At 72.3% G+C, this 19,756-nt stretch carries 18 protein-coding genes; 16 read left to right on the forward strand and 2 right to left on the reverse strand.

Annotated features, from left to right (window positions below):
• The first annotated feature begins 3 nt into the window (after nucleotides 1-3).
• Together mmsA and BFF78_RS26870 are read left to right on the forward strand one after the other, a co-directional pair.
• Complete coding sequence (gene mmsA / locus BFF78_RS26865) at nucleotides 4-1,506, forward strand: CoA-acylating methylmalonate-semialdehyde dehydrogenase (protein ID WP_069780747.1); 1,503 nt, start codon at nucleotides 4-6, stop codon at nucleotides 1,504-1,506.
• 339 nt (nucleotides 1,507-1,845) lie between these two features.
• Nucleotides 1,846-3,318 carry an APC family permease gene (locus BFF78_RS26870; RefSeq protein ID WP_069780748.1) on the forward strand — a complete coding sequence of 491 codons (1,473 nt, stop codon included), beginning with the start codon at nucleotides 1,846-1,848 and terminating at the stop codon, nucleotides 3,316-3,318.
• 9 nt (nucleotides 3,319-3,327) lie between these two features.
• Here BFF78_RS26870 and BFF78_RS26875 read toward each other — a convergent pair whose 3' ends face one another.
• On the reverse strand, nucleotides 3,328-3,732 hold the full coding sequence (locus BFF78_RS26875; protein WP_069780749.1) for a GNAT family N-acetyltransferase: 405 nt from the start codon (nucleotides 3,730-3,732) through the stop codon (nucleotides 3,328-3,330).
• A gap of 114 nt (nucleotides 3,733-3,846) precedes the next feature.
• Between BFF78_RS26875 and BFF78_RS26880 the strand changes: the two genes are divergently transcribed.
• From BFF78_RS26880 to BFF78_RS26905, 6 genes are all read left to right on the forward strand, one after another.
• Nucleotides 3,847-6,498, forward strand: a complete 2,652-nt coding sequence (locus BFF78_RS26880; protein WP_069780750.1) for a CocE/NonD family hydrolase — start codon at nucleotides 3,847-3,849, stop codon at nucleotides 6,496-6,498.
• Entirely contained in the window at nucleotides 6,495-7,349 is an 855-nt protein-coding gene (locus BFF78_RS26885) for an ABC transporter permease (RefSeq protein ID WP_069780751.1), read from the forward strand. The genes BFF78_RS26880 and BFF78_RS26885 overlap by 4 nt, the downstream gene beginning before the upstream one ends.
• A 307-nt stretch (nucleotides 7,350-7,656) precedes the next feature.
• Complete coding sequence (locus BFF78_RS26890) at nucleotides 7,657-7,950, forward strand: hypothetical protein (RefSeq protein WP_227025934.1); 294 nt, start codon at nucleotides 7,657-7,659, stop codon at nucleotides 7,948-7,950.
• A gap of 646 nt (nucleotides 7,951-8,596) precedes the next feature.
• Complete coding sequence (locus tag BFF78_RS49780) at nucleotides 8,597-8,797, forward strand: hypothetical protein (RefSeq protein ID WP_335755362.1); 201 nt, start codon at nucleotides 8,597-8,599, stop codon at nucleotides 8,795-8,797.
• 59 nt (nucleotides 8,798-8,856) lie between these two features.
• On the forward strand, nucleotides 8,857-9,186 hold the full coding sequence (locus BFF78_RS26900; RefSeq protein WP_069780754.1) for a hypothetical protein: 330 nt from the start codon (nucleotides 8,857-8,859) through the stop codon (nucleotides 9,184-9,186).
• 93 nt (nucleotides 9,187-9,279) lie between these two features.
• Nucleotides 9,280-9,612: a hypothetical protein gene (locus BFF78_RS26905; protein WP_069780755.1), complete on the forward strand. Its 333-nt coding sequence runs from the start codon at nucleotides 9,280-9,282 to the stop codon at nucleotides 9,610-9,612.
• A 156-nt stretch (nucleotides 9,613-9,768) separates the two neighbouring features.
• Here BFF78_RS26905 and BFF78_RS26910 read toward each other — a convergent pair whose 3' ends face one another.
• Nucleotides 9,769-10,062: a hypothetical protein gene (locus tag BFF78_RS26910; RefSeq protein ID WP_069780756.1), complete on the reverse strand. Its 294-nt coding sequence runs from the start codon at nucleotides 10,060-10,062 to the stop codon at nucleotides 9,769-9,771.
• Between the two features lie 285 nt (nucleotides 10,063-10,347).
• On the opposite strand from BFF78_RS26910, the gene BFF78_RS26915 reads away from it, so the two are divergent.
• The 8 genes from BFF78_RS26915 to BFF78_RS26950 are packed head-to-tail and all read left to right on the forward strand — an operon-like array spanning nucleotide 10,348 to nucleotide 19,739.
• The gene (locus tag BFF78_RS26915) at nucleotides 10,348-11,532 is read left to right on the forward strand and encodes a glycosyltransferase family 4 protein (RefSeq protein ID WP_069780757.1); all 1,185 of its coding nucleotides are present in this window, start codon (nucleotides 10,348-10,350) and stop codon (nucleotides 11,530-11,532) included.
• Nucleotides 11,529-13,004: an exopolysaccharide biosynthesis polyprenyl glycosylphosphotransferase gene (locus BFF78_RS26920; protein ID WP_069780758.1), complete on the forward strand. Its 1,476-nt coding sequence runs from the start codon at nucleotides 11,529-11,531 to the stop codon at nucleotides 13,002-13,004. Before BFF78_RS26915 ends, BFF78_RS26920 begins: the two co-directional genes overlap by 4 nt.
• Nucleotides 13,005-13,010: 6 nt before the next feature.
• Nucleotides 13,011-14,345 carry an O-antigen ligase family protein gene (locus BFF78_RS26925; protein WP_418346690.1) on the forward strand — a complete coding sequence of 445 codons (1,335 nt, stop codon included), beginning with the start codon at nucleotides 13,011-13,013 and terminating at the stop codon, nucleotides 14,343-14,345.
• Nucleotides 14,342-16,036 (forward strand): murein biosynthesis integral membrane protein MurJ, encoded by a 1,695-nt coding sequence (gene murJ / locus BFF78_RS26930; RefSeq protein ID WP_079161858.1) that lies wholly within the window; start codon nucleotides 14,342-14,344, stop codon nucleotides 16,034-16,036. The genes BFF78_RS26925 and murJ overlap by 4 nt, the downstream gene beginning before the upstream one ends.
• Nucleotides 16,026-16,817, forward strand: a complete 792-nt coding sequence (locus BFF78_RS26935) for a polysaccharide deacetylase family protein (protein ID WP_079161491.1) — start codon at nucleotides 16,026-16,028, stop codon at nucleotides 16,815-16,817. Before murJ ends, BFF78_RS26935 begins: the two co-directional genes overlap by 11 nt.
• Entirely contained in the window at nucleotides 16,814-17,956 is a 1,143-nt protein-coding gene (locus tag BFF78_RS26940) for a glycosyltransferase (RefSeq protein ID WP_069780760.1), read from the forward strand. Before BFF78_RS26935 ends, BFF78_RS26940 begins: the two co-directional genes overlap by 4 nt.
• Nucleotides 17,953-18,621 carry a YveK family protein gene (locus tag BFF78_RS26945; RefSeq protein ID WP_069780761.1) on the forward strand — a complete coding sequence of 223 codons (669 nt, stop codon included), beginning with the start codon at nucleotides 17,953-17,955 and terminating at the stop codon, nucleotides 18,619-18,621. The genes BFF78_RS26940 and BFF78_RS26945 overlap by 4 nt, the downstream gene beginning before the upstream one ends.
• On the forward strand, nucleotides 18,618-19,739 hold the full coding sequence (locus BFF78_RS26950; RefSeq protein WP_079161492.1) for a GNAT family N-acetyltransferase: 1,122 nt from the start codon (nucleotides 18,618-18,620) through the stop codon (nucleotides 19,737-19,739). Before BFF78_RS26945 ends, BFF78_RS26950 begins: the two co-directional genes overlap by 4 nt.
• Nucleotides 19,740-19,756 lie beyond the last annotated feature (17 nt).

Genomic DNA, 19,756 nt, shown 5'->3' on the forward strand with positions numbered 1-19,756 from the left:
GGCATGACGAAGATCGTCAACCACTGGATCGGCGGGAAGACCGCCGAAGGCGCGTCGGGCACGTACGGGCCGGTCACCGACCCGGCGACCGGCGCGGTCACCACGAAGGTCGCGTTCGCGTCGGTCGAGGAGGTGGACACGGCCGTAGCGGCGGCCAAGGACGCCTTCACGACCTGGGGCCAGTCCTCGCTGGCCCAGCGCACGACCATCCTCTTCCGGTTCCGTGCGCTGCTCGACGCCCACCGCGACGAGATCGCCGAGCTGATCACCGCCGAGCACGGCAAGGTGCACTCCGACGCGCTCGGCGAGGTCGCGCGCGGCCTGGAGATCGTCGACCTGGCCTGTGGCATCAACGTGCAGCTCAAGGGCGAGCTGTCCACGCAGGTCGCCAGCAGTGTCGACGTCTCCTCGATCCGGCAGCCGCTCGGTGTCGTCGCCGGTATCACGCCGTTCAACTTCCCGGCGATGGTCCCGATGTGGATGTTCCCGATCGCCATCGCGTGCGGCAACACGTTCGTGCTCAAGCCGAGCGAGAAGGACCCGTCGGCGTCGGTCCGGATCGCCGAGCTGCTGTCCGAGGCCGGTCTGCCGGACGGCGTCTTCAACGTCGTGCACGGCGACAAGGTGGCGGTGGACCGCCTGCTGGAGCACCCCGACGTCAAGGCGGTGTCCTTCGTCGGCTCCACCCCGATCGCCCGCTACATCCACACCACGGCCTCCGCCAACGGCAAGCGGGTGCAGGCCCTGGGCGGCGCCAAGAACCACATGCTGGTCCTGCCGGACGCCGACCTGGACGCCGCCGCCGACGCCGCCGTGAGCGCGGCCTACGGCTCCGCGGGCGAGCGCTGCATGGCCATCTCGGCGGTCGTGGCCGTGGGCGCGATCGGCGACACGCTGGTGGAGAAGATCCGCGAGCGCGCCGAGAAGATCAAGATCGGTCCCGGCAACGACCCGACGTCCGAGATGGGCCCGCTGATCACCAAGGTGCACCGCGACAAGGTGGCCTCCTATGTCGAGGGCGCCGCCGCCGAGGGCGCCGAGGTCGTGCTCGACGGCACCGGCTACACCGTCGAGGGCTTCGAGGACGGCCACTGGATCGGCATCTCGCTGCTCGACAGGGTGCCGACCAGCGCCAAGGCCTACCAGGACGAGATCTTCGGCCCGGTGCTGTGCGTGCTGCGCGTCGACACCTACGACGAGGGCGTGGCGCTCATCAACGCCTCGCCGTTCGGCAACGGCACCGCGATCTTCACCCGGGACGGCGGCGCGGCCCGCCGCTTCCAGCTGGAGATCGAGGCCGGCATGGTCGGCGTGAACGTCCCGATCCCGGTCCCCGTCGGCTACCACTCCTTCGGCGGCTGGAAGGACTCGCTCTTCGGCGACCACCACATCTACGGCAACGACGGCACGCACTTCTACACCCGCGGCAAGGTCGTCACCACCCGCTGGCCCGACCCGGCCGACGCCCCGGCGGGCGTGGACCTGGGCTTCCCGCGCAACCACTGAGCGACCGACAGGGACCGACAGGGACCGAGAGGGCCTGACAGGGCCTGACAGGGCCTGACAGGGCCGTCCGCTATGCGGACGGCCCTGTTTTTTTGTGCGGGGGCGCTGCGATTCTCGTACGGCCGCAAGGGCCCGCCCATAAGGACCGTTGATACGAGAATCGGTGATCAGCCGCTTATTTGCTGCGGATTTCGTAGGTGAACACCCATTGACGCGGCGGTTTTCGTCGGGGTTCCATTCAGCCGCCGGGAGCGGACCAGAGCATGTACGACCAGCCGCCGGAGGCGATAGCGCTCCCGACCTCCACCCTCACTCGCACGAGTCGATCGGAACCGCCGCATGACCGACACGCTCCGCTCTGTCGACACAGCCGTCATAGCCGCTTCTGACAGGCCTCAGAAACTCAAGCGGTCCATCGGCGTCGTCGGCGGCACCCTGCTCACCCTCTCGTGCGTCACGCCCGCCTCCACGCTCTTCGTGATCGTGCCCGACCTGTTCTCCAGCCTGGGCACCGCCACGGCCCTGTGCCTCGCCATCGGCGCGCTCCTCTGTATCCCCGTGGCCTTCTGCTACTCGGAGCTGGGCACCCTCATCCCCAGCGCGGGCGGCGAGTACGCCATCGTCTCCACCCTCGCCGGACGGCTCGCCGGCTGGCTGGCCTTCGTGATGTCGCTGCTCGTCGTGATGATCGTCCCTCCGGTCATCGCGATGGGCACCGCCGACTACCTCGCCCCGGTCGTCCACCTCGACCCGTCCCTCACGGGCGCCGGCGTGATGATCGCGGCCACCCTGGCCGGTCTGCTGGACCTGCGCGCCAACGCCTGGATCACCGGCATCTTCCTGGTCCTGGAGGTCGTCGCCGCCGGTGTCGTCGCCCTCCTCGGCTTCACCCACTCCCACCGCGGTGCGGGCAGCCTCGTCGGCTCGCTCCAGGTGGCCGGCGACCACGCGCACGTCAGCCCGGTCACGGCCATGATGGTCCTCTCCGGGCTCGCCATCGCCCTCTTCGCCACCCAGGGCTTCTCCACCGCCATCTACCTCTCCGAGGAGCTGGAGAACCCGCGCCGCAGCGTCGCCCGTACCGTCCTCGCCACCCTCGCCATCTCCAGCGTCGTCATCCTGGTGCCGGTCGTGGCGATCACCCTCGGCGCCGGTGACCTGAAGACCCTGACCGGCGGCGACATCTCCTCCATGGTCATCGCCTGGAGCAACTCGGCTGTCGGCACCTTCGTCAGCCTGTGCGTCGCCCTCGCGATCATCAACGCGGGCATCGTCATGGTCATCCAGAACTCCCGCGTCCTGTTCGCCTCCGCCCGCGACAAGGCCTGGCCGTCCCCGGTCAACAACGCCCTCGCCAAGCTCGGCCGGTTCGGCTCCCCCTGGGTCGCCACCCTCGTCGTCGGCGTCCCGGGCGCGTTCCTCTGCTTCGTCAACCTCGACACCCTCTACGGCGTCACCGGCGTCGCCGTCACCGGCCTGTACCTGCTGGTCGCGATCGCCTCGCTGCTCTCCCGGCGCGGTGCGCACGGCACCAGGAAGGCGTGGCGGATGCCGCTGTGGCCGGCGATGCCGGTCCTGCTGATCGCGGTCCTGGTCTACGTCCTGGTCGAGCAGGACTCCTCGTACCTGCTGTGGACCGGCGGCATCACCGCCGTCGCCACCCTCTACTGGGCCTTCTACCTCCGCCCGCGCCGCGAGACCCGCTGGCTGGTGTCCCTCCCGGAGGACGTCCGGCTCGCGGAGGAGGCGCCGGTCGCCGAGGGCACGCAGCTCGCCACGGGCACACCGCTCGCCGAGGGCGCGCATGCGTAGTCAGAACTCTCAGGTCATCACCCGGCACGCAGCGTCGTCCTTGCCGCCCGCACTGCGATAGGCGGCAAGGGCGACGTCGTTTCCGGCGTCGACCCCGACCCACATGCCGTGGCAGTCCCGCTCCCGGGCCAGCGCGGCCAGCCGCTCCACCAGCGCCCGCCCGATGCCCCGGCGCCGGTACGGCTCGTCCACGGCCAGCTCGTACAGGAACATCTCGGTGCCCTTGTCGGGGTGGACCGTCTCGACGCCGCTGACGAAGCCGACGGGGACGTCCGCGTCCTGCGCGTAGGCCAGGAGCAGATGGTGCCCGGCGGTGGTGAGGAAACGCTCCGCCCACTCGGGGCGCGCCGGGTTGTCGAACAGGTGCCCGGCGGCGAGGACTTCCTCGACGGTCGTGGCGATCCGTATCTCCATGGCTCTTCGTACCACGTCCGAAGTACGCCGCGGCAGCCCGTACTCCCCAGGGAGGGGCCGGGGTTCAACCCGGCGGGAGCATCGGTTGTCGGTGGCGGCCCGTACCGTTGAGGCATGGATCTTCGGGTGCCTTCCGTGCGAGGGCTGCTCAAGGGGCCGCGCCGGCTGTTCGCCGCCGCGGCCGCCGTCGTGGTGCTCGCCGGTGCCGGGACCTGGACGGCGGCCGTCGCCTCCGACGGCACGCGGCCGGTGCACGCGAGCGAGCAGGTCATGGCGGTCGACGGCGTGCGCCTGGACACCTCGTTCTTCACCCCGGCCGGCACCGGCCGCCACCCCGCCGTCCTGCTGGCCCACGGCTTCGGCGGCAGCAAGGACGACATGCGTCGGCAGGCCGAGGACCTCGCCCGGGACGGGTACGCGGTCCTGACCTGGTCCGCGCGCGGATTCGGCAGGTCCACCGGAAAGATCGGGCTCAACGACCCGAAGGCCGAGGTCGCCGACGCCTCCCGGCTCATCGACTGGCTGGCGAAACGGCCCGAGGTCCAGCTCGACAAACCCGGCGACCCGCGCGTGGGCATGGCCGGCGGCTCCTACGGCGGCGCGATCTCCCTGCTCACCGCCGGATACGACCACCGGGTCGACGCCATCGCCCCGGCCATCACCTACTGGAACCTGGCCGACGCCCTGTTCCCGAACGGCGTGTTCAAGAAACTGTGGGCCGGCGTCTTCTTCAACACCGGCGGCGGCTGCGCCCGTTTCGAGCCGGAGCTGTGCCGGATGTACGACCGGGTCGCCCAGTCCGGCACCCCGGACGCGGCGGCCCGCGGGCTGCTCGAGGCACGCTCGCCGTCCGCCGTCGGCTCCCGCGTCAAGGTGCCCACGCTGCTGCTGCAGGGCCAGACGGACTCCCTGTTCACGCTCGGCCAGTCCGACGCGGCCCAGCAGGCGATCCGGGCGAACGGCGCCCCCGTGGACGTCGACTGGATCGCAGGCGGCCATGACGGCGGCGACATGGAGGCCGGCCGCGTGCAGGCACGCGTGCGTGCGTGGTTCGACCACTATCTGAAGGGCGACAAGAACACCGGCACCGGCCCGGCCTTCCGGATCACCCGCACCGGAGGCGTCGACTCCGCCAACGGCACGGCCCAGCTGCGCGGCGCGAGCGCCGCCGCCTACCCCGGCCTGCGCGACCACCCGCGCGGCATCGCCCTGACCGGCGGCACCCAGCACGTCACCAACCCGGCCGGCGCCAGCCCGCCCGGCGTCTCCGCGCTGCCCGGCCTCGGCGGCTCCGGCGGCCTCACCCAGCTGTCCGCGCTCGGCATCGGCGTCTCCCTCGACTTCCCCGGCCAGTACGCGGCATTCGATTCGGCACCCCTGCGCCGCGACCTGCAGATCACCGGCACCCCGACCGCGACCGTCCACATCGCCTCGACCAGCGACGACGCCGTCCTGTTCGGCAAGGTCTACGACGTCGCCCCCGGCGGCACCCAGCAGGTCCTGCCCTCCCAGCTCGTCGCACCGGTCCGGGTGACCGGCGCCAGGGCCGGCCAGGACGTCACCGTCACCCTCCCGGCGATCGACCACGAGGTGCAGAAGGGCCACCGGCTCCGCCTGGTCCTCGCCTCCACCGACCTCGGCTACGCCTCACCGGCCGCCCCGGCCACCTACACCGTCTCCCTGAAGGGAGACCTGAGCGTGCCGACGGCGCCCGCCGTCACCACCGCCGCGGCGCCCCTGCCCGCCTGGGTGTGGTGGCTGCCGGTCGCCGGCGCGGTGGCCGCGCTCGCGCTGCTGCTCACCGCCCGCCGCCGTGCGGCCACCCCCGCACCCGACCCGGAGCTGGCCGAAGTCCCGCTGGTGATCAAGGAGTTGAGCAAGCGCTACGCGAAGTCCGCCGACCGCTACGCGGTGCGCGAGCTGTCCTTCCGGGTGGAGAAGGGCCAGGTGCTCGGCCTGCTCGGGCCCAACGGCGCGGGCAAGACCACCACCCTGCGCATGCTGATGGGCCTGATCGCCCCGGACGACGGCGAGATCCGCGTCTTCGGTCACGCCATCCGGCCCGGCGCGCCCGTGCTGTCGCGGGTCGGCGCCTTCGTGGAGGGGGCGGGCTTCCTGCCGCATCTGTCCGGCCGGGAGAACCTGGAGCTGTACTGGCGGGCCACCGGCCGCCCGCCCGAGGACGCCCACCTGGACGAGGCGCTGGAGATCGCCGGGCTCGGCGACGCGCTCGCCCGCGCGGTGCGCACCTACTCCCAGGGCATGCGCCAGCGCCTCGCCATCGCCCAGGCCATGCTCGGCCTGCCCGACCTGCTCATCCTCGACGAGCCCACCAACGGCCTCGACCCGCCCCAGATCCGCGAGATGCGCGAGGTGATGATCCGCTACGCGGCCGCCGGCCGTACGGTGATCGTCTCCAGCCATCTCCTCGCCGAGGTCGAGCAGTCCTGCACGCACCTGGTGGTGATGGACCGCGGCCGGCTCGTCCAGGCCGGCCCGGTCGGCGAGATCATCGGCTCCGGCGACACCCTGCTGGTCGGCACCGCCACGCCCGTGGAGGAGCCGGTCGTGGGGAAGGTGGCCGCGCTGCCCGGCGTCGCCTCCGCCGTGCGCACCGACGACGGGCTGCTCATCCGGATGGAGCCCGGCGGCACGGCCGAGCGGCTGGTCGTGGAGCTGGTGCGGCTGGAAGTGCCCGTCGCCTCGGTCGGCCCGCACCGCCGCCTGGAAGACGCCTTCCTCACCCTGATCGGAGGTTCAGCATGAGCACGCTCACCGAGGCCGCCTCCGGTTACCAGACGCGGCACACCCTGCCCCTGCGGGTCGAGCTGGTCCGCCAGCTCAAGCGGCGGCGCACCCTGATCATGGGGGTCATCCTGGCCCTGCTGCCGTTCGTGCTGCTGATCGCCTTCGCGATCGGCGGCGACCCCTCCAGCCGCGACGGCCGGATCACCCTGATGGAGACGGCCACCGCGTCCGGCGCCAACTTCGCCGCGGTGAACCTGTTCGTCTCGGCCGGCTTTCTGCTGGTGATCCCGGTCGCCCTGTTCTGCGGGGATACCGTCGCCTCGGAGGCGAGCTGGTCCTCGCTGCGCTATCTGCTCGCCGCGCCCGTGCCCCGCGCCCGGCTGCTGTGGTCCAAGCTCGTCGTGGGGCTCGGGCTGAGCCTCGCCGCGATGATCCTGCTCCCGGTGGTCGCCCTCGCGGCCGGGACGGCGGCGTACGGCTGGGGGCCGCTGCAGATCCCGACGGGCGGCGCGCTGGAGACGAGTACGGCGGTGCAGCGCCTGGCGGTCACCGTGGCATACATCTTCGTCTCCCAACTGGTCACCGCCGGACTCGCGTTCTGGCTGTCGACGAAGACGGACGCCCCGCTCGGCGCGGTCGGCGGCGCGGTCGGACTGACCATCGTCGGCAATGTCCTGGACGCCGTCACCGCGCTCGGCCACTGGCGCGACTTCCTGCCCGCGCACTGGCAGTTCGCCTGGGCCGACACCGTCCAGCCGCACCCGGAGTGGTCCGGCATGATCCAGGGCACCGCGATCTCCGTGACGTACGCGCTGGTGCTGTTCGCCCTGGCATTCCGGGGATTCGCCCGCAAAGACGTGGTGTCATAGTTTTCTTTTACGATCAATTGATTCGCCGACCACATGTGAATAACTCCATGGAAACCGGAGTAACGCGCTTCTTCACTCCCTTTGTGTTCATGCGTATGGAGTAGCGCCTCGCTTTCGGCGGACTGTGGACTGCTATGTTCTGCATCTGTCGGATCAGAGGTAACTTCAAGTGAGGTGAATCATGAAGAAGGCAGTTTTTACCACTGCGGCGTTGGCCATTGGTGCGGGTCTTGTGGGTGGTTCCGCCGTGGCGGCTTCGGCCGTTACGAAGGCACCTGCCCACGAAAACACCGGCCCGCTCGGCCTCATGTCCCAGACCGAGGTGGCTCCGGCGCTCGTGCCCGCGGCGGACACCGTGATGCGGGTGGCCAAGCAGGGCAACCTCACCAAGGGCAGCGCGTTCGACGCCCAGTCGTCGACGGTCACCGGCAAGAACAAGGCGGCCAAGGTCTCCGGGGTGTACCTGGACGGCATGGGCCGCGCCGGCAACAAGAAGCCCGCGCTACCGGTGAAGAATCCGCTCGGCTCCGGCTCCGTTCAGCTCCACCCGCTGAACGGGCCGACCAGCGCCGGTGTCGGCAGCCTGCTCAACCAGGGGTGACACGAAAACCGCCAGGAGTCGGCGCGGCGGAAGTCTTCCCCTTCGCCATCCTTTCGCTGCCATGTGCTCCCCTCTGTTCGCGAGACAGAGGTGGGACCGGAATTCCGACACTCTGATCCGGTTCCGGTCCGCCGGAGATCCCGATCCGCGGGCGACGCCGCAGTGCCTCGGGACGGATCGCCCGGTGGCCGCGTGGTACGGCCCCCGTCCGGCGCCTCGAAGCCGCAGGCCCAGAGGTCGCAGCCGGACCATTTAGCTCCACACCCCCCGGCGCTCGATGCGTGCGGGGGAAATGCCTCAAAGCCTGTCCGGCCCACTGGACCCCTCCTTGCCAGTGGGCCGGACGCACGTCGGTGAAATCCCGGCACGTGCGTCCGGGTGAACGGTGCACGGCGTCGCTGAGCCATCCGGTGGAATCCAGCGCGAATGGGCCTTGTCCGCGTGACTTTTCGCCACATATTTCGGTTTCTTGCTATGTAAGCGCGGCTTACCGTGAATCCAGGAAGGAACCGAGTTGACCAGGAAGTTCGCGGTCGTCACTGCACTCGCCCTTAGCGCGCTCTGCGGCAGCGCTGGCATTGCATCCGCCCACTCGAACACGACCAACGTCACTGGTGGTGACGGCTTTTCGGAGTCCCCGGTCGTCGTGAACGCCCCTCAGCAGGGGGTGGTTGTCGTCAACGGCTCGCTCATCGACGGCCGCTGCATCGCGCCGTGGTCCAACGGCGCCGTCGGCGTCCTCGGCGGCGCCGCGACCATCGCGCCGAACTCGCACTACGCCGCCTGCAACACCGCGGCGGTCGACCAGTCGCAGAAGGCCGGTTACCAGGGCGGCCTGTTCTTCTGACCCCTGCTTCGAGTCATTCCGAGCAGGTGAACCCCCTCGCAGTCCGGAAAGGACACTCCATGCGTAACAAGGTTACGGCCGTCTCCGCCCTCGCCGCGGGCGTCGTCCTTGCGGCCGCCGGCACTGCCGCAGCCGACAACTGCACGACGGTCACCGGCGGCAACGGCTTCTCGTCGTCCCCGGTTGTCGTGAACGCCCCGCAGCAGGGCGCCGTCGTCTCCAACGGCACGCTCGTCGACCTGCGCTGCGTCGCGCCCTGGTCCAACGGCGCCGTCGGCGTCCTCGGTGGCGCCGCGACCATCGTGCCGAACTCGCACTACGCCGCCTGCAACACGGCGCCGGTCGACCAGTCGCAGAAGGCTCCGTACGCCGGCGGTCTGCTCTTCTGAGCCCCATTTGCGCTCCGAACCATCCCGGAGCAGGGCGGGGACGTCGGCAGACGTTCCCGCCCGACCTGCCCCTCCCATCCGAAAGGCGCATCCATGCGTAAGAAGGTTACGGCCCTGTCCGTCCTGGCAGCGGGCCTCGTCCTGGCGGCCGGTGGCGCCGCTGCGGCCGACGACAACACCACCAACGTCACCGGCGGCAATGGCTTCTCGGAGTCCCCGGTCGTCGTGAACTCCCCTCAGCAGGGCCTGCTCGTCTCCAACGGCGCCGTCATCGACGGCCGCTGCATCGCGCCGTGGTCCAACGGTTCCGTCGGCGTCCTCGGTGGCGCCGGTGTCGCCGCGCCGAACTCGCACTACGCTGCCTGCAACACCGCGGCGGTCGACCAGTCGCAGCAGGCCCCCTACGTCGGCGGTCTGCTGTTCTGAGCAGCCCGGAGCCTGGCGGCCCGCCGACGCTCGGCGGGCCGCCATCTGCTTTTTCCGCACACCGCTTTTTCCGCACACTGCTTTTCCTATGCACACGAAGAAGGCCGGCTCCGCGGCAGGCGGAGCCGGCCTTTGCGGTCCGGCAGGGCATGTCCTCTACTTGAGGGCCGGAAGCGCGGCGGGGGGCTTGCCGTTGAGGGGGTTCGGCAGGGTGCCACCGAAGACGGGCGTCTTGACGACGCCGGACTTCTTCACGCCCTGCGCCGTCTGCTTGACATTGCTGGCCAGTTCACCCGTCGGGATCTCGGCTGCGTTGGGGAGGGTGCGGGCGACCGTCTTCCCGTCCTCGAGGAGGCCCTGCCCCGGCAGGTCCGCGGCGACAGCGGGCGTCGCAGCGCCGGCGATGGCCAGGACGCCGGCCATGAGCGCGGCAGCCTTCAGATTCTTCATTGGGTTCCTTTCATCTGGCTTCCGCTGGGCTAACGAGAGACGGTCACCGCGGGAAACTCCGCCGATGACAAGTTCCCGGAACTCATACATCCCGAATCACCGGGCAACCTTTTTATCGGATTATTCCTCTGAACGTGGTCGTCTTTTCGACACGGTTGACGGTTTCCGGGAAAAAGACGGATAAGCGGCTAGTGTTGCCTACTGAATCCGATGTGTTTATCCCGAACCTCCGTTCATACGCTTTGCGACTGGTTCGGAATGTTTCTCCGGAAGGGAAGCTCGGTCATGCGCATTCCCCTCGGTTCCGTCCCGCGCCGTGCGACGCGGCCCGCCGCTCGCGAGCCGCACGTCCTGCACGTCACGCAGCCGGTGGAGGGCGGTGTCGCCCGCTTCGTGACGGACCTGGCGGCGGCACAGCTCGCCGCAGGCCTGCGCGTCACCGTGGCCTGCCCGCGAGGCGGCACGCTGACCGACGCACTGCGCGCGGCGGGCTGCAGGGTGCTGCCCTGGGACGCGACCCGCTCACCGGGACCACACCTTCCCGGTGAGGTGGGGCGGCTGGCGCGGCTGCTGCGCGAGGTACGGCCCGATGTGCTGCACGCGCACAGCGCGAAGGCGGGGCTCGCGGCGCGGCTCGCGGCGCGCGGCCGGCTGCCGACCGTCTTCCAGCCGCACGCGTGGTCGTTCGAGGCCGTGGACGGCGTCATGGCCCAGGCGGCGCTGCGTTGGGAGCAGTTCGGGGCGCGGTGGGCGACGCGCGTCCTGTGCGTGAGCGAGGCGGAACGGCGTACCGGGGAACAGAACGGCATCTCCGCCCACTGGCATGTGATCCCCAACGGTGTCGACACCCGCAGGTTCCGGCCGGAAGGCAGCATTGCCCGGTCCGGGACGGGCCCCCTCGTCGTCTGCGTGGGACGGCTGTGCCGCCAGAAGGGCCAGGACGTGCTCCTTCAGGCCTGGCCCGCCGTCGCGCGGCAACTGCCCGCCGCCCGGCTGGTGCTGGTCGGCGACGGTCCCGACGCGCGGCAACTGCGCGCGCTCGCGCCCGCGTCGGTGGAGTTCGCCGGCCCCGCACTCGACGCCGCCCCCTGGTACCGCGCCGCCGACGTGGTGGTCCTGCCGTCCCGCTGGGAGGGCATGGCGCTCGTCCCCCTGGAGGCCATGGCATGCGCCCGGCCGGTGCTCGTCACGGACGTGGACGGAGCGCGCGAGAGCCTGCCGCCCGGCCATGTGCCGCACTGCCTGGTGCCGCCGGAGGACCCCGAGACGCTGGCACGGGCGCTGACGGCGCTGCTGCGCCGCGCCCCGTTGCGCGCCGCACTGGGCGCGCAGGGCCGCGCCCACGTGGTCGCTGCACACGACGTACAGCAGACCACGGATGCAGTGATCGATGTGTACCGCGAACTGCTCGGCACTGTCACCACGCCGGTCGTGGTACCCAACCAGAGCAGGGAGTCCATCACCACATGACTGCGGAAAGCACCGTACCCCCACCGGCCGGGCGGTCCCGGGCGGCGGGGCGCGCCGTCTCGCTCCTCGACCCGCCCGGCGCCGCCACCGGGCGGTGGCTGCCTTCCGGGCGTGGCCCCCGCCGCACGCGGCGGACCTCGTGGACGCCGCTGCTGATCGCCGACGCGGTCGCCATCCCGCCGGCCGCCCTGGTCGTGCCCGGGGCCCACCGGTACCCGCTGCTGATCGCCTTCGCCTTCCTGGGGCTGTGCGTGACCGGTCTGAACCGGCGGGCCCTGCTCTACGACACCTCCGACGTCCCCGGGGCGCTCGAGGAACTGCCCGCCGTCTGCTGGCGCGTCACCGTCGGCTGGGCGGTCGTAGCCGCGCTCTCCCCGCTGCGACAGCTGCCGATGACCGTGCTCGCCGCCGCCTGCGCCGTGCACTGCCTGGTGGCCTGCACGGGACGCGAAGCGGTGCACTGGCGCCGGCGCGTGAGGCTCAGACGCCGGCCCCGTCCCGCCCTGGTGGTGGGGCCGGTCCCGGCGGCCGCGCGGGTCGCCGCCGCGTTGCAGCGCCGCCCGGGGTGCGGCACATGGCCGGTGGGCCTTGTCGCCGACACACCGGACTGCGTCCCGCCCTCCGGCGACCGGCCCGCGCTGCCGGTCCTCACCACGCGCGAGGAGGCGCATCGCGCGCTCATCCAGAACGGTGTGGAGACGGTGCTCGTCGTGGGGCCCTCGACCCGGGCGCAGAGGGCCCCGCTGCTGCGGGAACTCGCCGCGTTCGGATGCGTGCTGTGGGAGCTGGACACGGACCCGCCGTCGTACAGCCTGCGCGGCAGGCGCGGGCGGGCGGAGCACCTCGTGGGGTTCCCCCGCAGGCTGCTGTACACGGACTCCGGGCGGCACGGCGGCGGTGTCCTCGGCAAGCGGATGCTCGACGTCGTCCTCTCCGGTGTGCTGCTGCTGCTCGCCGCCCCGGTGCTGCTGGCCTGCGCGGCGGGCCTGAGGCTCACCGAGGGGCCGGGTGTGGTGTTCCGGCAGGAACGAATCGGCAAGGGCGGACGGCCGTTCACCATGCTGAAGTTCCGCACCCACCGGCCCGCCAGCGCGCACGAGGCCGCGACCCGCTGGAGCGTGGCGGACGAGCAGGACATGAGCCGCCTGTGCCAGTTCCTGCGCCGTACCTCGCTGGATGAGCTGCTCCAGCTGTGGAACGTCTTCCGGGGCGACATGAGCCTGGTCGGACCGAGACCCGAACGCCCTTATTTCGTCACCAAGTTCAGCCAGGCACACCCGGGCTACCCGGCGCGCCACCGGATGCGGACCGGCATCACCGGACTCGCCCAGATCCACGGGCTGCGCGGCGACACCTCGATCGAGGACCGGTGCCGCTTCGACAACGCCTACATCGACAACTGGTCGCTGTGGCAGGACATCTGCATTCTGGTGCGCACGGCGCTGCTGTTCGTACGGCCGACGGGGAGCTGACCACCCGTGAGCGCTCCCCCCGTGGCCTCGCCGCCGCTGGTGCTGCCCCCTGCGCTGCCGGCGCTGCGCCGCGCTGCGCCGGTCCTGCCCGTCGTGGGGATCGTCGCCATGCTGGGGCTGCCGGTCGTACCGGGCAGCAACGCCACCCCGGCCGACGCGGTGTCGGGGCTCGTCGTGCTGTGGGCCGTGGTACGGACCGCGCGGCGGGCACGGCGCCCGCTGACGGCGACGGCCGCGGTCGTCCTGGGGCTGCCGGTGGTGGGCATCGCGGTGGCCGCGAGCGGGGCGGCGACGCCCGGCGACACCCTGACCGGACTGGCCCGCTATCTGCAGGTGCTGGTGCTCGTCCCGGTCGCGGTGGTGCTGCTGGTGCGGGACCGGCGCGACGCCCGGCTGGTGCTCTGGTCGCTGGTCGCTCTCGCGCTGTGGCAGGGCACGATCGGGGTGCACCAGTACCTCACCGGAACCGGGGCCTCGTATCAGGGGACCGACATCCGGGCGGTGGGCACGTTCGGGCCGACCGACGTGACGGGGATGGCGACCGCCGTGGCCTTCGGACTGGTGGCCGCGACCGGTCTCGCCCTCGGAGCGGGGGCGCGGCGGCAGCGGCTCGTGGCGGCCGTGTGTGCGCAGGCGCTGCTCGTGCCGCTCGCGCTGTCCTTCAGCCGAGGTGCCTGGATCGCCACGGCCGTCGCGTGCGGGGCGCAACTGCTGTCGGCCGGTGTGCGGCGTACGGCAAAGGTGTGCGCGGCCGCGGTCGCCGCCTCGGTGGTGCTGGTGGGCGGGCTCGGCCTGGGCGCCGCGGCCCTTCAGGAGCGGCTGACCAGCATCACCCAGGTCGCCGACGCACCGGACCAGTCGGTCGTCGACCGCTACAGCCTCTGGTCGGCGGCCACCGGCATGTGGCGCGGGCACCCGGTGACGGGCGTCGGGCTGAAGGCCTTCCCCGCACACCGGGACGGCCATGCCCCGCTCGCACTGTCGTCGGGCAGCGACACGGACGCGCCGGGCTGGGGCTTTCGGCGTCAGCCCCTGCTCTCGCCGCACAACATGTACCTGCTGCTGCTCAGCGAGCAGGGCCTGCTGGGCGCGGTCACGGTGGCCGGCAGCTGGCTGGCCCTGCTGGTCTGCGGCACGCGGCGGCTGCGGCGGGCGGGGCCGGCCCGGGACTGCGCCGTCGCGGCCTGCGGGCTGCTGGTGTGGCAGTGCGTGGACTTCCTCTACGCCGACATCGGCGGGCCCTCCACCATGCTGACGGCCGTGTGCCTCGGGCTCGGCGCCTGGTGGGCGCTGGCACGCGGCGCGACAACGGCCACGGCCGCGGAGGCGGGCGTGCGATGAGACCCACAGCCGATGGGACGACGGTGACAGCGGCGACGGCCGATTCCGCGCCCGGCGGGGACGGCGTCCGCCCGGCCGAGGGCCGCGAGGGGTCGGCGACCGCGGGCCGGGCGGACGCTCCCTCGGGCGGTTTCCTCGCGAGGGCGACCTTTGTCTCCGCCGCGCTGTCCGTGGCCGGAGCGCTGCTGGGACTCGGCCGGGACCAGACGCTCGCGCATCTCTTCGGCGCCGGCGTGGCCACCGACGCATTCCTGGTGGCCTGGACCCTGCCGGAACTGGCCTCGACCCTGCTGATCGAGGACGGGATGGCGTTCGTCCTCGTACCCGCGTTCAGCGCGGCGCTCGCGCGACGGGCAGGCGGGAGCACGTCCCCCGACCCGGTGCGCGCGCTGGTCGCCGCCTCGCTGCCGCGGCTGTGCCTCGCCTTCGCCGTCGTGGCCGCCCTGCTCGTGGCCGGGGCGCCGCTGGTCGTGCGGATCCTCGCGCCCGGCCTGCCCCACCCGTCCCTCGCCGTGGACTGCACCCGGCTGACCGCGACCTGTGTTCTGAGCTTCGGGCTGGCCGGCTACTGCGGTGCCGCGCTCCGCGCCCACCGCAGATATCTCGCCCCGGCGGCGATCTACGTGACGTACAACGCCGCGATCATCGCCACGATGTTCTTCCTCAGCGAGCGCTGGGGCGTGCGCTCCGCCGCACTCGGTGTCGCCCTCGGCGGGTGTCTCATGGTCGCCGTGCAGGCGCCGTCGCTGTGGCGCCGTATCTCCCAGCGCCCCGACGAGCCCACCGCGTACGGCGGGGACGAGGGCCGGCCGCTCACCTTCGCCCTCGTCTGCCCCGTCCTGCTCTTCGCCCTGTGCCGCCAGTCGCAGGTGCTCATCGAGCGGTACTTCGCCTCCGGGCTGCCCGCCGGTGCCATCTCGCACCTCAACTATGCCCAGAAGATCGGTCAGTTGCCGATGTCCCTGGCGCTGATGCTGTGCATCGTCACCTTCCCCGTGGTGGCGCGGGCCATCGCGGAGGGCGACACCCGGCGGGCCCGGGACCGCATCGAGCGGGATCTGGTGATGGTGACCTGCATCGTGCTGCTGGGCGCCGCCGTGATCACGGCCTGCGCCCCGCAGATCGTCCAACTCCTCTTCCAGCGCGGCGCCTTCACGGCCGAGGACGCCGCCGCGACCGCCGCCGTCATGCGGGTGTACACGCTCGGGCTGCTCGGCCACACGCTGGTGGGTGCCCTGGTGCGGGCGTATTTCTCGGCGGGCCGCGCGACCTGGTACCCGACGGGCGTGATGGCCCTGGGCATGACGGCCACCGCCGTCATCGGCGCCTTCACCGTGGGCCGCTGGGGCGCGTGCGGAATCGCCGCGGCCAACATGGCCGGCATCACCCTGACCGCGGCGCTCCTGCTGCGCGGGCTGGGCCGGCACACGGTCGCCGTGCGCGTCCGCCGCATCGTGACCGAACTGGCCAAGCCGCTCCGGGCGGCGGTGGGCGCCGCCGGAGTGGGACTGCTGTGCGCACAGCCGTTCACCTCGCCGTCGGACGCCCTCGCCGCGGGCTGTCTGAGCGTCACCACCGTCTATCTGCTGCTGGCCTGGGTCCTCGACGCGGCAGGAGCCCGTTCGCTGGGCCTCGCCGCGTTCCTCACCGTCCGATGGTCCTTCACCCGAAAGAACGATCATGGTCGTTGACGCCTCGCAAGCTCATAGTGCGGCCGGACAGGAGCCCGCACCGGTCATAGAGGGACGGTCCCGCAGAGGGCCCGCGGCATGGGTGGCCATGTACCACTCGGTCTCGGACCACGGGGACGACCCCTTCAACATCACCGTCTCCGCCGCCCGCCTCGCCCGGCAGCTGGCCTGGCTGCGCGGCCGGGGCCTGCGCGGGGTGAGCATGCGCGACCTGCTGGCCGCCCGCGCCCAGGGGCAGGAGCGCGGGCTGGTCGGGCTCACCTTCGACGACGGGTACGCCGACTTCGTCACCACCGCGCTGCCCGTGCTGCGCCACTGGGAGTGCGGTGCGACCGTGTTCGTGGTGGCCGGGCGGCTCGGCGGGCACAACGACTGGGAGATGTCCGGCCCGCGCAAGCGGCTGCTCGCGGCGGACGACATCCGCCGCCTCGTCGCCCTGGGGGTGGAGGTCGCCTCGCACGGCCTCACCCACTGCGACCTCACCCGGGTCCCGGACGACGTGCTGCGCGCGGAGGTCCACGGCAGCCGCATCCTGCTCGCCGAGCTCACCGGCCTGGAGATCCGTGGCTTCTGCTACCCGTACGGCAGGTTCGACGCGCGGGTCGGAGCGGCCGTCCACCACGCCGGCTACCGCTACGCGTGTGCCGTCGACCCCGGCCCCGGGGACGCCGGCGACCTGGCGCTGCCCCGTATCCACATCGGGGAGGCCGACACCGGGGTGCGCCTGGAAGTGAAGCGGCGCCTCGCCCGCGCCCGCGGACGCGCCGTGGAGGCCCCATGAGAGTGCTGCACATCATCACCGGCCTCGGCGTGGGCGGGGCCGAGCAGCAACTGCGCCTGCTGCTGCGTCATCTGCCCGCCCGGTGCGACGTGATCACACTGACCCACCCCGGTCGGGTCGCCGACGGGCTGACCGCCGACGGCGTCCGCGTCACCGACCTCGCCATGGGCGGCAACCGGGACATCGGTGCCCTGTTCCGCCTGGCCCGGCACATCCGCGCCGGCCGCTACGACGTGGTGCACACGCACCTGTACCGGGCCTGCGTGTACGGGCGGATCGCCGCGCGGCTCGCCGGAGTCCGGGCGGTGGTGGCCACGGAACACTCGCTGGGCGCACAGCAGTTGGAGGGCAGGACCCTGAACGCGGGCATCCGGGCCCTGTACCTGGCCACCGAACGCCTCGGCCGTGCCACGGTCGCCGTCTCCCCGACGGTCGCCGGGCTGCTGCGCGGCTGGGGCGTGCCCGGCCGGCGCATCCGCGTCGTCCCGAACGGCATCGACGCCTGCCGCTTCCGCTTCGACGAGGTGCGGCGCAAGGAGGCCCGCGCGTTCTACCGACTGCCGCAGGATGCGTACGTGGTGGGCTGCGTCGGCCGGATCGTCCCCGGCAAGCGCTTCGAGGTGGCGGTGCGCGCGCTGGCCCTGCTGCCCGCCGACGTGCGGTTGCTGCTGATCGGTGCCGGCCCCGAGCAACGGACGCTGCAGCACGTCGCGGGGGAGCTGGGGGTCGCGGACCGGATGCTGATGACCGGCGAGCTCCCCTGCCCGCCGGAGCCCCTGCCCGACGCACCCGACCTGCCCTCGGTGCTGTCCGCGTTGGACGCGCTGGCCGCGCCCGCCATGGAAGAGACGTTCGGCCTGGCCGTGCTGGAGGCACTCGCGGCCGGGCTGCCCGTGCTGTACACGTCCGCCCCCGCCCTCGCGGACCTGCCCGCGCAGGCGGCTCCGCGCGCCCGGCGCGTCACCGGCGGGGCCGGAGACTACGCGCGCGAACTGCTGCGGCTGCGTGCGGAAGGAACCGGCGAACGCGCCGTCCCGGACGCCGTGCGGCACTACAGCATCGAGCACACCGCCCGGCAGCTGATGGACGTGTACACGGCCGTCCTGTCCGGTCACGACCTGGAAGCGAGCCCCTCATGACCGACACGCCCGCACCGCCCGTGCGTCTGCACCGCCGCATCCTCACCGGCGCCTCGCGGCTGCTGCCGCGGTGGCTGATCCCGGTCTGCGCCCTGCTCGGCGCCGCGGCCGGAGGCGCGTACGGGGTGGTGAAGCCACCGCAGTACTCGGCCACGAGCTACGTCATCGCCGTGCCGGCCGAGAAGTCCAGGTCCGACCCGGCGACGGCGCTCGGCTTCGCGCAGGCGTACGGCCGCGTCGCGACCCAGCTCGCCGTGCTGGCCGAGGCCCAGAAGAGCGTGGGTGTGCCGGCGGCGAAGCTGCGCGGCAGCGTGCGGGCCGAGACCTCGCCCGACGCACCGATGATCGCGATCACGGCGGTCTCCGGGCGTCCCCGCCAGGCCGCCGACATCGCCAACGCCGTGTCCGGGGCGCTCACCGTGCAGGCCAACCAGTCCAAGAAGGCCACCGGCATCGCGCTCGCGCACCTGTCCCGGGCGCTCGCCCCCACCGAGCCGTCGTCCGAGTCCCCGGCGCTGACCTCGCTCGTGGGTGCCAGCGCCGGCGGCCTGCTGGGCGGCCTCGCCCTGCTGGCCCGGCCGCGGCGGGAGGCGGCGGACGGTCAGCGGGGACGGGCGCAACTGCCCGCCCCGGCAGCCGCGGTCGACGCCCAGGAGGCGCTGTGACGACGGTGGCCGGCCCGGCGCTGTCGGTGGAGGTGTGCACCGACGATCACGCGTTCGCGGAGCTCGCGGAGGACTGGGGGCGCCTGCACCGGGCCTGCCGGCCGGCGACGCCGTTCCAGAGCCACGCCTGGCTGCATTCGTGGTGGCTGTCGTACGGCACACCGGGCGGGCTCCGGCTCGTCCTGGTGCGCGAGCACGGTGAACTGGTGGCGGTCGCGCCGCTGATGCGCCTCAACCGTCCGTGGCCGGCGCTGGTACCGCTGGGCGGTGCCATCACCGACTTCTCGGACGTGCTCCTCGACGGGACCGCGGCCGACCGGGTCGCCCTCGCGCTGGCGGACGCGCTGGCCGAGCTGGCCCGCACCGCGCTGATCGACTTCCGCGAGGTACGGCCCGGCGGCGCGGTGGAGCGGATCTACGGCTGCTGGCGCGGCCCCCGGCACCGGGTGCCCGACTCCACATGCCTGGAACTGCCCGCCCTGCCCATGGACCAGCTGATCAGGCGGCTGCCGTCGGCGCGCGCCCAGCGCATCCGCAACAAGGTGAACAAGCTCGACCGGGTCGGCGTCGGATGGCGCGTCGTGCGGTACGACGAGACCGAGGGCGCGCTGCGCCGGCTCCTCGAACTGCACCGGCTGCAGTGGGAGGGCCGGAAGGTGTCGCCGGAACACCTCCGGCCGCGTTTTCTGGAGCACCTGATCCGCTCGGCGGAGCCGATGGCCCGTTCCGGCGAGGCGGTCGTCAGGGAGTTCCTGCTCGACGGTGAGGTGGTCGGGGCCGAACTGACGCTGATGTCGAGGAGGTGGGCGGGCGTGTATCTCTACGGCGTCCACCCGCGGCTACGGGAGCTCAGGACGGACGTGGCGACGATGGTGCTGCGCGCCGCCACCGAGCATGTCGCCGCCGGCGGCGCATGCGAGGTCCTGAGCCTGCTGCGCGGCACGGAGCCGTACAAGTACCGCTGGGACCCGCAGACGGTCGTCAACCAGCGTCTGCTGCTGGCACGCAAGCGCACCGCCCCGCTGCTGGCGGCGGCCGCCGGCGACGCCACCGCGCGAGGCTGGGGCCGCACGGTGCTGCGGCGGCCCGCTTCGGCCGGAGGCCCGCCGGCCGTGTGATCCGGGGCGCCGGGACC

This window comes from Streptomyces fodineus, assembly GCF_001735805.1.
GTDB lineage: Bacteria > Actinomycetota > Actinomycetes > Streptomycetales > Streptomycetaceae > Streptomyces > Streptomyces fodineus.